Genomic DNA, 10,979 nt, shown 5'->3' with positions numbered 1-10,979 from the left:
AGGCCCGTGCCGACTCCGGCGCCCGGCACCATCAGCCCCGCCAGCATGGCGTCGGGGCGCTCCCGCCCCGACTCCCGCGGCTCGTCGGGGACCGGCTCTCCGGTGAGGACGGCGATGAGCTGGCGCAGGCTCCGCACCCCGAGGACGGAGACGCCCGGCACGAGCGACGCCTCACCCGCGGTCAGCTCGGGGACGACGACCTGGCGGTAGCCGGCCTCCGCCGCCGCGAGGACCGCGGGCAGCACCCCGCGTACCGGCCTGACGCGACCGTCGAGACCGAGCTCGCCGATCATCACCAGGTCGGCGATGGCCTCGGGATCGATACGCTCGGCGGCCCCGAGGATCGCGGCGGCCACGGCGAGATCGAAACCGCTGCCGGACTTCGGTACGGAGGCCGGGCTCAGCCCCACTGTGAGCTTCTTCTGCGGCCACTCGGCGCCCGAGTTCACCACGGCGGCCCTGACCCGGTCCCGGCTCTCCACCAGACTCTTGTCGGGCAGGCCGACCAGGGTGAAGGCGGCCACGCCGGGCTCCAGGTCCGCCTGGACCTCGACCACCACGCCCTCGACGCCCACCAGCGCCACCGAACACGCCCGTGCGAACCCCATTCAGACCACCCCCCTGGCGTGCTCCACCACGGGCGCGCCCCGCCGGGGCAGCAGCACCCCGACCAGGTCGATCCGCACCCCGCCGGACGGCGGGCCTCCGGAGCGCTCCAGCCAGCAGGCGGCGAGGTGCCTCAGCCGCTCCTTCTTGACCGGTGTGAGGGCCGCCATCGGATGCTCGAACAGACTCGTCCTGCGGGTCTTCACCTCGCAGACCACCAGCGCGTCCGCGTCCCGCGCCACGATGTCGATCTCGCCGGCCCTGCCACACCGCCAGTTGCGCGCCAGCACGGTCATTCCGACCGCGATCAGCGCCCGTACGGCGAGGTCCTCGCCGTACCTTCCCAGTGCCCTCGTCGCGTTCATTTCGGCACCACCTCCGGCACCGACTCTGACGCGATCGCCCGGAACTAGTGGATCTTGGTGGATAACTCACCAGTTGTGGACAACTCGGCCACCCGGACGTGTGAGCGCACCAGCCCGGTCACGCCTCCCACCGGGGCTCCGTCACGCCTTCAACCGGACCCCGTCACGCCCTTCAGCCGCCGGGCAGTTCGAGATCGCTCTTGTTCAGCTCCTCGATATTCACGTCCTTGAACGTAAGGACCCGTACCTGCTTGACGAACCTGGCCGGCCTGTACATGTCCCAGACCCACGCGTCCGCCATCGTCACCTCGAAGAAGACCTCACCCTGCACCGAGTGCACCTGCATCTCGTAGTCATTGGTGAGATAAAAGCGACGCTCGGTCTCGATCACATATTTGAACAGACCGACGACATCGCGGTACTCCCGGTAGAGCTTCAGCTCCATCTCGGTCTCGTACTTCTCGAGGTCCTCGGCGCTCATGGCATGTTCCCCTTCAGCCGTGCGTCCCCCTATTGTGCTCCCGCCCCCGCGCCCCTAGACGATTTCGGGGGCGAGGACCACCGGCGCACCCGGGGGCCCCTCGTCGAGCAGCGTGCGCAGCAGCTCGGCGAGCCTGGTCGGATACACCGTCTCACGTGCCGCGAGAAGTTCGGCGGAGGTCCACCACCTCAGACCGGCGACACTGCGCCGCTCCAGTTCGGTCAGCCCGCCGGAGGACGTCTCGGTCTGTTCCGTACGCGCCAGGAAGTACCACTCGTCCTGATCCCAGCGGCGGCCGTCGAACGGGAAGGAGCAGGTCCGTTGCCAGAGCACAGGGCCGAGGTCGACCTGTGTGATCCCGGTCTCTTCCCGCAGCTCCCTGAGAGCCGCCTCCTCGCGCGTCTCGTCGCCCTCCAGCCCGCCGCCGGGCGTGAACCACCAGCTCTTGGCGGGATCGTCGGGCTCGTACCCGTGCATCAGCAGAATCCGGTCGGCGGGGTCGAGCAGAACCACCCGCGCGACCTTCCTCAGCACCCGGCCGGGCGTCTCCGGCAGGTCAGCACCGCGCGTCCCCAAGAGGTCGGCGTTCTCCGTCCCCGGCTGGTCAGACACCGGCGGACACCCCCGCACCCGCCCTGCCGGGCCTGCGTGTCCTCGGCTTCCGGCGCGCGATCGGCCCGTAGGCCGCGCCGCCCAGGATCAGCACAGCGCCGACGACCACGGCGCCGACCACCAGCTTCAGGGGGCCGGGCGACGACACACCGCCCGGGAGTGCCGCGAAGCCGTTCGGCCGGCCGATCAGGCTCCCGAGCGGCCAGACCACGGCGTCGACACGCGCTTTCACCTCGGCGCGCGGCACGGAGCCCCGGCTCTTGTCCTGGATGTGCACCCGGGAGTCCAGCGAGTCGCTGCGCTCGTCACCGAGCAGGAAGAGCTGCCCGGTCGGCACCTTCGACGAGAAGGTGGACTCGGAGGCGCGCTCGCTGTAGCTCTTGCCGAGGTACGGCTCGGGGATCGCCTTGCCGCTGACCGTGAGCTGCCCGTGGGCGTCGCAGCAGGCGACCGTGTCGCCGCCGACGCCGACCACCCGCTTCACCATGGGCATGTCGCCCCAGTCGGGGTCCTGGAAGACGACGACGTCACCGCGCCGGACGTCGTCGCCCGATATCCGCTGGGCGAGCACCCGGTCCCCCGCCTTCACGGTCGGGGTCATCGAGTCGGTCGGCACGGTGTACGGCTGGTACGCGATGGCACCCCAGACGAATCCGCCGAGGAAGAGCACACAGCCGACGGCCACGGCAACCCCCGACAGAGCACTGCCGAGGCCGCCGCGGCCATCGTTCGTACGTCCTGTTCCGCTCATCCCAGCCGCCCCCGTTCCGGAGAAACGATCCTCGGAGATCGACGATCTGGGACGGCACCCTACCCGGCGGTACGCCTTCCGGTCACGGTGCGCCTCCGCCTGCGCCACAGCACGAGCGGAACGGCACCCGCCACCCCGATCGCCGCCGGAGCAGCGCCCGCTGCCGCGCTCAGCCCCGACTGGTCGAAGGTGCTGGGTACGGAGAGCGCGTCCCAGCGGTCGAGCGGCCACGCCACGACGACCGCACGGCCCACGACCTCCTTGGTGGAGACCGTGCCGTTCCCGGGCAGCTCCTGGTGGTAACGCGAGTCCAGCGAGTTCTGCCGGTGGTCGCCCATCACCCAGATACGGCCCTTGGGGACCTTGATCGGCCCGAACGGCTCGTCGTCACACGGGGTGTTCCCCGGGTAGATGTACGACGACTCGTTCAGCGGGTGCCCGTTGACCTGGACCTTTCCGCCCTTCTCGCACTGCACCGTGTCGCCGCCGACCGCGATGACCCGCTTGATCAGGTCCTTCTCCTCCGCCGACGGCATCAGCCCGATGAAGCTGAGGAACTTCTGCGCCACGTTCGGGGTGGGTGTCGCCGTGTCCTCCAGCCAGCCGCCCGGGTCGTGGAAGACCACGACCTCGCCGCGCTGCGGCTCGGCGCCGAACCAGGGGGTGAGCTTGTCCACCAGCACCCGGTCGCCCCGCTGCAAGGTGTCCTGCATCGAGTCGGAGGGGATGGAGAACGCCTGCACCAGGAACGTCTTGATCAGCAGGGCGAGGACGAGCGCGATCAGGATCAGCAGAGGCAGCTCCTTCCAGAAGGAACGCTGCTTCCGCTCTCCGGGACCGTCGTCCGGAGTCTCGTGATCGTTTTCCTCGTCCGTGGTGCCGTCCTTCATGCTGTCCGGGCCGTCCTGCGTACCGTCCCTCGGACTGTCCGTCGTGCTGTCCCTCACGCTGTCCGTCGGGGCTGCGGGCGACTCGGCGAGCTGCTCGTGTCCATCCTCGGGATCATCGTGTCCGGATCGTGCACCGACCGCCACGTCCCCCACATCCACTCCTTCATTCCGTGCGATTAACTCCGTGTGAGCGCCTGTCCCTGATCCGGGACAGGCCCACCACTCCCATAACGAGCGGGAGTTCCGCAGGGCTCGGGAGTTGGACCAATCCATATCGATCCTGGGAAGACACACTATTCGACGTGACCGCGCCCGCCTGCGGTCCCGCGCGTGCTTCCGGCACGGTCGCGAAGGTCGCGGGGACCTGGAGTCTGCTCCAGTGCGCGAACGGCCAGGCGATCACGACAGCCCGTCCCACCACCTCTTTCTCCGAGACGGTGCCGTCGAACTTCTCACTGAGGTGGTAGCGCGAATCGGCCGAATCGGCCCGATGGTCCCCCATGACGAAAATTCGCCCTGTGGGCACTTTCACCTCGAACGGGATGGTTGACGGCGCATTGCCCGGGTGTAGGTAGGGCTCGTCGAGGGGCACACCGTTGACAGTGATTTTGCCGTCGGCGTCACAACATTTGACCGTGTCACCACCAACACCGATGACGCGCTTGATCAAATCCTGCTCGTCGGCGGACGGCAGCAGCCCGATGTCCGTCAGTCCCGCCTTGAGCTGTTTGACGACCACCGGCGAGGTGTCCGGAGCCGGCTTCTCGCCCTGGAGCCACGTACCGGGGTCCCTGAACACCACGACGTCGCCGCGCTCGGGCTTCGAACCGAACCAAGGGGTCAGCTTGTCCACCAGGACCCGGTCGCTGATCCTGATCGTCTCCTCCATCGACCCCGACGGGATCACGAAGGCCTGCACCAGGAAGGTCTTGAGCACGAGGGCGATCAGCAGCGCCACCACGAGCAGCACCGGGATCTCGAACACGGCGGAACGGCGGCGCTTGCGCTTGACCTTACGGGCCAGCTTGCGGCGCTCGGCGCGTCCCGGCAGCGTCCTGCCCGCCGCCGGATCCGCCCCCGGCTCCGCGTCCGGGCGCTCGCCGGGCGGACGGCCCCGCTTACCCATGGGCGCCGGCCGGATCCGTCACGTCCCGGAAGGCGCCGGTACGCGGCAGTGACGACCAGCGGCCGAAGGGCCAGCCGATCCAGTCGGCCCGCCCGATCACCTTGTCCACCGGGACCATGCCGCCGCCGGGGTCGCCGAGATGATCGCGGGAGTCCCTGGAGTTGCCCCGGTGGTCGCCCATCATCCACAGGGTTCCCGGCGGTACGACGATGTCGAAGGGCTCTCGCGAAGGCACGTCGCCCGGATACACGTACCGCTCCTCGACCGCGCGGCCGTTCACCTCGACCCTGCCCCCCTTGTCGCAGCAGACCACATGATCGCCGCCCACCCCGACCACGCGTTTCACGAAGTCGGTCTCGGCGGGCTCCGCGAGACCGAGGGCCGCGGCCACCCCGCGCAGCAGCCCGGTGACGGGGTTCTCCCCCGGCGGCTCCTGGACGAACGATCCGGTGCCGTCGAAGACCACCACGTCACCACGGTGCGGCTCGGCACCGAAACGGTACGCCAACTTGTCGACCAGCACGCGGTCGCCGACCTGAAGCGTGGGCTCCATCGAGCCGCTCGGGATCAGGAAGGGCTGGAGCACGAAGTGGCTGAACAGCAGGACGAAGAGAGCGCACGCGATGCCGAGCAGCCCGACTCCGCGCCAGGAAAGGCCCGCGAAACGCGAAAAGCGCGGCTCCTCTTCCGCCCCGACAGGGGTTTCGGAAGAGGAGCCGCGCTCCGCGTGCTGTGCTTCGGTGTTCATCGGGCCGAGAGCTTATCCGGCCGCTCCGGGGGCCCGGTCCTCAGCTCAGTTGTCGCGCTTCTCCTTGATCTTCGCGGCCTTGCCGCGCAGCTCACGGAGGTAGTACAGCTTCGCGCGGCGGACGTCACCGCGGCTGACGAGCTCGATCTTCTCGAAGATCGGGCTGTGCACCGGGAAGGTGCGCTCGACGCCCACCTGGAACGAGACCTTGCGGACGGTGAAGCTCTCGCGGACACCCGAGCCCTGGCGGCGGATGACGACACCCTTGAACTGCTGGATACGCGAGCGGTTGCCTTCGATGACTCGTACGTGGACGTTCACCGTGTCGCCGGGGCGGAAGGCGGGGAGGTCGGTGCGCAGTGACGCGGCATCGACGGTGTCGAGCAGGCTGGTCATGTTGATCTGCTTCCTCGCTGATGCCACAGGTCATCAACGGAATGTCGTGAGGAGAGTACGGGGTGTGCCGTTCGCGCCGGGTGAGCGTCGTTCCCCCTGTGGCAGGGGCGCGCACCGGGCGTAAGGCAACGGCTCATTCTTCCATGGTCGTCGGCCTGCGCCAAAATCGGCCGCCGGGCTCGGGGGCCCAGCCCATGATCGAGAGCGTCTCGCGGTCCTTCTTGTCGAACACGGCGGCGTCGCAACGTTCAATCAGGTCGGGGCGGTTGGCCGCGGTCCTGCGGAGCGCCTCGTCACGCCGCCAGCGCGCGATCCTGCCGTGGTGGCCGCTGAGTAGGATGTCCGGGATGTCCCGTCCGCGCCACTGTGGCGGCTTGGTGTAGACGGGCCCCTCCAACAGGTCGGCCATCGCGCCGGGGGCGAACGAGTCGTCCCTGTGCGACTCGGCGTTGCCGAGGACGCCGGGCAGCAGCCGGGCCACGGCCTCGGTGATGACCAGTACGGCCGCCTCGCCGCCGGCCAGCACGTAGTCGCCGATGGACACCTCGTGGACCGGCATCCTGGTCGCGTACTCGTCGACGACCCGGCCGTCGATGCCCTCGTAACGGGCCGGGGCGAAGATCAGCCAGGGCCGCTCGGAGAGCTCGACGGCGAGTTCCTGGGTGAAGGGCCGCCCGCTCGGCGTGGGAACGACCAGGACGGGGTGGTGCGCCCCGTACTCGTACCCGTCCGCGAGGGTCTCGTCGAGCGCTTCGCCCCAGGCGTCGGTCTTCATGACCATGCCGGGGCCGCCGCCGTAGGGGGTGTCGTCGACCGTGTTGTGCCGGTCGTACGTCCACTCCCTGAGGTCGTGCACGTGTACGTCGAGCCTGCCGCGGGCGCGTGCCTTGCCGACCAGCGAGACGTTCAGCGGTTCCAGGTACTCGGGGAAGATCGTGACGACGTCGATCCGCATCAGGCGCCGTCCCCGTCTGAGGCCCTGTCGGGGACCGCCACCTCGGCCGAGGCTTCGTCCAGGAGCCCGGGCGGCGGGTCGATGACGGCCTTCTGCTCCTCCAGGTCGATCTCGGTGACGATCTCCTCCACGAACGGGATCATCACCTCGCTGCCGTCGGGACGCTCCACGATGAACAGGTCCTGCGAGGGCAGGTGGGTGATCTCGGTGATCCGGCCGATCTCCGTGCCGTCGGCGAGGACCACGTCCAGGTCCATGAGCTGATGGTCGTAGAACTCCTCCGGGTCCTCGGGCAGTTCCTCCGGGTCGACCTCGGCGATGAGGAGGATGTTGCGCAGCGCCTCGGCGCCCGAGCGGTCATGTACGCCCGCGAAGCGCAGCAGCAGCCTTCCGCTGTGCACCCGGCCGGTCTCGATCGTCAGCGGTCCGGCGGAGGCCGGTTCCGTGGCGAGTACGGCGCCGGGCGGGAGCCGCTGCTCGGGCTCGTCCGTACGCACCTCGACGGTGACCTCGCCCTTGATCCCATGGGCGCGACCAATGCGCGCGACTACCAACTGCACTGTGTTTGCTCTCCCACCTGTGCTTGCTCTCCCCTTCGCGGCAGCGAAAACGGCACGGGCCGGGGCGACCGTAAGGCCTGCCCCGGCCCGCGCCGGTACAACAAATCAGTCAGCGAACCTGGTCCACGTCGACGAGGTCGACGCGGATGCCCCGGCCGCCGATGGCGCCCACGACGGTACGCAGCGCACGCGCGGTGCGGCCGTTGCGGCCGATCACCTTGCCGAGGTCGTCGGGGTGCACCCTGACCTCCAGCACGCGCCCACGGCGCAGGTCGCGCGAGGCGACCTGCACGTCGCCGGGGTTGTCGACGATGCCCTTCACGAGGTGCTCGAGAGCCTCCTCGAGCATGCTCAGGCCTCGGTCGGCTCGGCGGCGGCCGGGGCGTCTGTCCCGGCTTCGTCCGCCTTCTTCTCGGCCTTCTTCGCCTTCTGGGTGATGGCCTCACCCTTGGGCTCGTCGCCGGCGTCCTTGGCTGCGGCCTCGAAGAGGGCGCGCTTGTCGGCCTTCGGCTCCGGCATCAGCAGGGGCGCGGGGGCCGGAAGGCCCTTGTGCGCCTGCCAGTCACCGGTGAGCTTGAGGATCGCGAGAACCGGCTCGGTCGGCTGGGCGCCGACGGACAGCCAGTAACGCGCGCGGTCCGAGTCGACCTCGATACGCGAAGGGTTCTGCACCGGGTGGTACAGACCGATCTCCTCGATGGCGCGGCCGTCGCGGCGGACCCTGGAGTCGGCGACGATGATGCGGTAGTGAGGCGAACGGATCTTGCCCAGACGCTTCAGCTTGATCTTGACTGCCACTGGTGTGGTGTCTCCTGGTCTTGACGTGGTTGAGCACAGCGGGATGCCGCGTGGGGTTGCGGTACCCGATCCGCCCGATGGACGCGTCAGCCGGAGGAGAGAGGGGTCCTGTGCGACTGTCGAGTACAGCTAGGCATTGTGCCACACAACGGCGGCCTGCCCCGACCCGGTCGCTGCCACCTCCCGGGGTGGGGGAGGGGCAGCTCGGGCTCAGCTAGCAGCGGCGACCACTTCCGGGATGCGGAACGGCTTTCCGCAGCCGCCACAGACGATCGGCGCCTGGGCGAGGACCGAGGGGACGACCCGCACGTTGCGGCCGCAGTCGCAGACGGCCTTGACCCGTACGCCGCCGCCCGAGGAGCCGTGTCTGGCGGCAGGACCCCGGAAGCTCTGCTTGGTGTCGGCGGCGGTCGCGACCGTATGCGCCTTGAGGGCGCGCTGGAGCCGCTCGATGGTCGGGCGGTACCGCCGCTTGGCCTCGGGGCTGAGCGAGACCAGGGAGAAACCGCTGCTCGGATGTGGCTCCTCGGGATGGTCGAGGCCCATCTCCTCCGAGATCGCGAGGAATCTGCGGTTGTGGTATCGGCCCGCCCGTGAGGTGTCTCGGACACCTCTGGCTGCGGCGATGCCGTGGACCGCTTCGTGAAGCAGTCGTTCGAAGGAGAGCTCCGCGCCGCATGCGGACGAGGACTCTCCGATCAGGGACTCTGGCGCGGCAAGATCCGGCAGCTCGGGGTGGGACCTCTGAATATCGGCCCACGCCTGCGCCAGCTCTGCGGCGAGAACAGGTGGTGTCGTGCTCACGTCGTGAACAACGAGCCGGAATGCTCCCGGGTTCCATTCCGGGGCATCCCAAATAATTTGCACGTACCCGTCAGTTGCCATTGATGCGTCCGGACGAGGGCGGGTGCGCTGATCTGTGGATAACTCTCACAGCTCGTACCAAGGTGGTACGTAGTGACTTCTACGCTCCGACGCGTAGGTGATCTACGTACGCGCCCCCTCGCGGGCCGCTGAGCAGCGGGCCTGGGGTCCGGAGGGGGCGCGCCGGAAGCACTCAGTAGGCGCGGGCCACGACCGCGACAGTACCCGGGGCGTCGTCCGATTCGGGCACCGACCCGTCCTCGGCGACCAGGCACCGTACGGACACGCCCTGCTCGGCGAGGGCCGCTTCGCCCTCGGGGCCGAGCTTCGCCCAGGGGATGCGCGCCCAGCCGGTGGCGGCGGCCTCGACGGCCTCCTCGATCGTACGGACGTCGGCCGTACGCGATTCCCTGCGCTCCCTCGACTGCGTGAGCAGCAGCGCCTGGTCCTCTTCGAGGAGCGCGGGCAGCATCCCGGCGACCGCGTCGAGCGGGACGGGCTCCTTGCCGCCGCGGATCCGGCGGGCGAGCATCGCCGTACCGTTCTCCAGGTCGCGCGGCCCGATCTCGATCCGTACGGGTACGCCCTTCAGCTCCCAGTCGACGGCGCGCCGTCCGAAGGGGACGTCGGTACGGTCGTCGACCTGGACGCGGATGCCGGCGGCCCGCAGCCGCTCGCCCGTCTCGCGGACCTTGGCGATCACGGCGTCGTCGCCCTTGATGGCGAGGACGACGGCCTGGACGGCGGCGAGGCGCGGCGGTACGCGCAGTCCGCTGTCGTCGCCGTGCATCATCACGAGCGCGCCGATCATGCGGGTGGTGAAGCCCCAGGAGGTCTGCCAGACGTACTCCTGCACGCTGTCCTTGGACACGTACTGGATGTCGAAGGCCCTGGCGAAGTTCTGGCCGAGTTCATGGCTGGTGCCGAGCTGGAGGGCCTTGCCGTCGCCCATCATCCCTTCGAGGGTGAGGGTGTTGATCGCGCCGGCGAACCGCTCCCTGGCCGTCTTGCGGCCGGGGACGAAGTCCATCGCGAGGACGTTCTCCATGAACTCGCCGTAGACGTCACGGTGGATACGGGCGGCGAAGTCGCGCGCGTCCTCGAAGGTGGCGTGCGCGGTGTGGCCCTCCTGCCAGAGGAATTCGGTGGTGCGCAGGAAGACCCGGGGGCGCATCTCCCAGCGGACCACGTTCGCCCACTGGTTGATGAGGAGCGGCAGGTCGCGGTAGCTCTGCACCCACTTGGAGAAGTACTCGTTGACGATCGTCTCGGAGGTGGGGCGGACGACGACCGGCTCCTCCAGTTCCTTGCCGCCGCCGTGTGTGACGACGGCGAGTTCGGGCGCGAAGCCCTCGACGTGATCGGCTTCCTTGGTCAGGTAGGACTGGGGGATGAGAAGGGGGAAGTAGGCGTTCTGCGTGCCGGTCGCCTTGATCCTGGCGTCCATGCCCGCCTGCATCCGCTCCCACAGCGCGTACCCGTATGGCCTAATCACCATCGTTCCGCGCACCGGGCCGTTGTCGGCCAGTTCCGCTTTGTTGATCAGATCCTGGTACCAGCGGGGGAAATCCTCCGCCTGCGGTGTGAGAACGGGTGCCTTTGCCATGGCGGGCATCGTACGGCGACCGCAGGGGGGTATGAGAACCGGCCCAGTGCGCCGGAGCGCACCGCCGGGGCGCACGCGGGGTTCACAGACGCTTTGCCCTGCGCCCACTGGACGCGGGCACAGATGGGGAGTTCCCTGGCATACGGGGGATGCAGGCGCGCACGGAACGGGGGGCTGCCCAGCAGGGCAGTACCGACCTCTCGGCGGATTGGGGCGCTATC

At 69.1% G+C, this 10,979-nt stretch carries 14 protein-coding genes and 1 pseudogene; all 15 read right to left on the bottom strand.

Going from position 1 to position 10,979, the window contains the following annotated elements:
- On the bottom strand, window positions 1-608 hold a 608-nt coding region (locus QR77_RS30340), incomplete at its 3' end, for a magnesium chelatase domain-containing protein (protein WP_040028911.1).
- Window positions 609-971 (bottom strand): YraN family protein, encoded by a 363-nt coding sequence (locus QR77_RS30335; RefSeq protein WP_040025194.1) that lies wholly within the window; start codon window positions 969-971, stop codon window positions 609-611.
- Window positions 972-1,143: 172 nt separating this feature from the next.
- Window positions 1,144-1,452: a DUF2469 domain-containing protein gene (locus tag QR77_RS30330; protein WP_014675276.1), complete on the bottom strand. Its 309-nt coding sequence runs from the start codon at window positions 1,450-1,452 to the stop codon at window positions 1,144-1,146.
- A gap of 54 nt (window positions 1,453-1,506) precedes the next feature.
- The gene (locus QR77_RS30325) at window positions 1,507-2,007 is read right to left on the bottom strand and encodes an NUDIX hydrolase (protein ID WP_040028910.1); all 501 of its coding nucleotides are present in this window, start codon (window positions 2,005-2,007) and stop codon (window positions 1,507-1,509) included.
- 49 nt (window positions 2,008-2,056) lie between these two features.
- On the bottom strand, window positions 2,057-2,815 hold the full coding sequence (lepB, locus tag QR77_RS30320) for a signal peptidase I (protein WP_040025192.1): 759 nt from the start codon (window positions 2,813-2,815) through the stop codon (window positions 2,057-2,059).
- A 59-nt stretch (window positions 2,816-2,874) separates the two neighbouring features.
- Window positions 2,875-3,849: a signal peptidase I gene (gene lepB / locus QR77_RS30315; RefSeq protein WP_040028909.1), complete on the bottom strand. Its 975-nt coding sequence runs from the start codon at window positions 3,847-3,849 to the stop codon at window positions 2,875-2,877.
- A pseudogene (gene lepB, locus QR77_RS30310) lies at window positions 3,818-4,831 on the bottom strand (signal peptidase I). Before lepB (QR77_RS30310) ends, lepB (QR77_RS30315) begins: the two are co-directional and overlap by 32 nt.
- The gene (gene lepB, locus QR77_RS30305) at window positions 4,824-5,579 is read right to left on the bottom strand and encodes a signal peptidase I (RefSeq protein ID WP_040025191.1); all 756 of its coding nucleotides are present in this window, start codon (window positions 5,577-5,579) and stop codon (window positions 4,824-4,826) included. The pseudogene lepB (QR77_RS30310) and the gene lepB (QR77_RS30305) overlap by 8 nt, the downstream one beginning before the upstream one ends.
- A gap of 45 nt (window positions 5,580-5,624) precedes the next feature.
- Window positions 5,625-5,975, bottom strand: coding sequence for a 50S ribosomal protein L19 (rplS, locus tag QR77_RS30300; RefSeq protein ID WP_040025190.1), 351 nt, complete (start codon window positions 5,973-5,975; stop codon window positions 5,625-5,627).
- A 133-nt stretch (window positions 5,976-6,108) separates the two neighbouring features.
- The gene (gene trmD / locus QR77_RS30295) at window positions 6,109-6,930 is read right to left on the bottom strand and encodes a tRNA (guanosine(37)-N1)-methyltransferase TrmD (RefSeq protein ID WP_040025188.1); all 822 of its coding nucleotides are present in this window, start codon (window positions 6,928-6,930) and stop codon (window positions 6,109-6,111) included.
- Window positions 6,930-7,490, bottom strand: a complete 561-nt coding sequence (gene rimM, locus QR77_RS30290; RefSeq protein WP_040025187.1) for a ribosome maturation factor RimM — start codon at window positions 7,488-7,490, stop codon at window positions 6,930-6,932. Before rimM ends, trmD begins: the two co-directional genes overlap by 1 nt.
- 109 nt (window positions 7,491-7,599) lie before the next feature.
- The gene (locus QR77_RS30285) at window positions 7,600-7,839 is read right to left on the bottom strand and encodes an RNA-binding protein (RefSeq protein WP_040025186.1); all 240 of its coding nucleotides are present in this window, start codon (window positions 7,837-7,839) and stop codon (window positions 7,600-7,602) included.
- Window positions 7,840-7,841: 2 nt separating this feature from the next.
- Window positions 7,842-8,288: a 30S ribosomal protein S16 gene (gene rpsP, locus QR77_RS30280; RefSeq protein WP_040025185.1), complete on the bottom strand. Its 447-nt coding sequence runs from the start codon at window positions 8,286-8,288 to the stop codon at window positions 7,842-7,844.
- A 210-nt stretch (window positions 8,289-8,498) separates the two neighbouring features.
- Window positions 8,499-9,092 (bottom strand): hypothetical protein, encoded by a 594-nt coding sequence (locus QR77_RS30275; RefSeq protein ID WP_040025183.1) that lies wholly within the window; start codon window positions 9,090-9,092, stop codon window positions 8,499-8,501.
- Window positions 9,093-9,345: 253 nt separating this feature from the next.
- Window positions 9,346-10,758, bottom strand: a complete 1,413-nt coding sequence (proS, locus tag QR77_RS30270) for a proline--tRNA ligase (RefSeq protein WP_040025182.1) — start codon at window positions 10,756-10,758, stop codon at window positions 9,346-9,348.
- Window positions 10,759-10,979 lie beyond the last annotated feature (221 nt).

The organism is Streptomyces sp. 150FB (assembly GCF_000818195.1).
Taxonomy (GTDB): Bacteria; Actinomycetota; Actinomycetes; order Streptomycetales; family Streptomycetaceae; genus Streptomyces.
This window is presented reverse-complemented; position numbering and strand designations above follow the sequence as displayed.